At 56.3% G+C, this 1,221-nt stretch carries 2 protein-coding genes; both read right to left on the bottom strand.

Annotated features, from left to right (window positions below; all coding sequences use genetic code 11):
• Nucleotides 1-94: 94 nt before the first annotated feature.
• Nucleotides 95-739 (bottom strand): DUF1629 domain-containing protein, encoded by a 645-nt coding sequence (locus ACZ4VL_RS40795; RefSeq protein WP_049421156.1) that lies wholly within the window; start codon nucleotides 737-739, stop codon nucleotides 95-97.
• Nucleotides 740-1,011: 272 nt separating this feature from the next.
• Nucleotides 1,012-1,221: imm11 family protein (locus ACZ4VL_RS40790; protein ID WP_468211105.1), on the bottom strand; the 210-nt coding region annotated here is incomplete at its 5' end.

Below are 1,221 nucleotides of genomic sequence, written 5' to 3'. Positions count from 1 at the left end.
CCTGAAGGTCTGCTGCTCGATTACATGGTGATCCTGCAGGATCGGACGATCAGCCGGCATATCAACACCTCATCCATGAAATCACATATCTGCTTCAGATATCGAATGCGTCCTTGAACCTAAGGCCGCGTGTTTCACCGTCACTTCCGATTCCCGCAGCCCGTATGGCATCTCGGAATATGCGGTCACAGTAGACAAGGTCACCAGAATATGGAGTGCGGAAGACGTGACTGTCCGCGATTACATCCCTCTTGAATGCCAAGCTTGCTCCGCCACGAAGGTCGTAGAACCTTCCGCCCGGATAGCCCTCATCAACGATGACCCGGAACTTCGACGCTTCCTCGTCGACGGCATCCAGTTCGCGAGCAACCTCGCACAGGTAGTACGTTGGGCCCTCTGTGCCGTCCGGAAGCACGTAGTCACACTCCACGAACTCAAAGGCAACGGGATCTATTTCGGTGAATGCCTTCTTGAGGCGCTCTGATACCAACCAGTAGCCACTCATTCCTCCTTCGAGGTCCTGCGGTGGATCCCCCAGCTTTGGATCGAGAACCAGGCGCGGTCTCTGCGCCAGATGAGGGAAACCGCCTTCTTCGGGGCGGATGATCAGCCTGGGAGGCGTCAGCAGTGCGTCCTCATTCTCGATCTCAACGCCATGCCCTCTTCCCCTTCGGGTCGTGTCAGGCATGAGCAGATAGAACTCGCCGGGCACAGGCTGATTAGGCTTTGACGAATCCATGCGCTTGTTCCTCCCAAATTTCGTGTTCCAGCCTGGAGACAAAGCGGCGCCCCGGGAAGGCGTTCGCCGCCAGCTATGTGAAGACCTCCAGTGTAGACCGTGAGCCCTCCCGGAGATCATAGCCCGTCGCTTGCGAGAAGACAGACGATAACGGCAATTTTGACCATCAATGGTTTCTGAGGCAATTAGGAAATCTACGATTTCTCAGCGCAAGCACCATGCTCCGCATATTTAGAGCGCAGTCGTGCCCTCCTGTCAGCGCCGGGACCGACTCAGCAGTTCACCACATCTTCAAACCAGAGCCCGTTGGATCTCTTGGCCGTGACTATGCCGGCAGCTTCCACCGCATCTTTGAACGTTCGGTCGCAGAATACCCCGCCATGGAACGGCAATCTGAAAACGTGCGCCGAACCCAGCACTTCGCGTTTGAACGCCAACCGGACATCACCGGTCAGGCGGTAGTATTTCCCTGCCTTGTACTC

The organism is Streptomyces sp. NPDC029014 (assembly GCF_055564695.1).
Note: the sequence above shows the minus strand (reverse complement) of the source record. Positions and strands in the feature narration are given on the sequence as shown.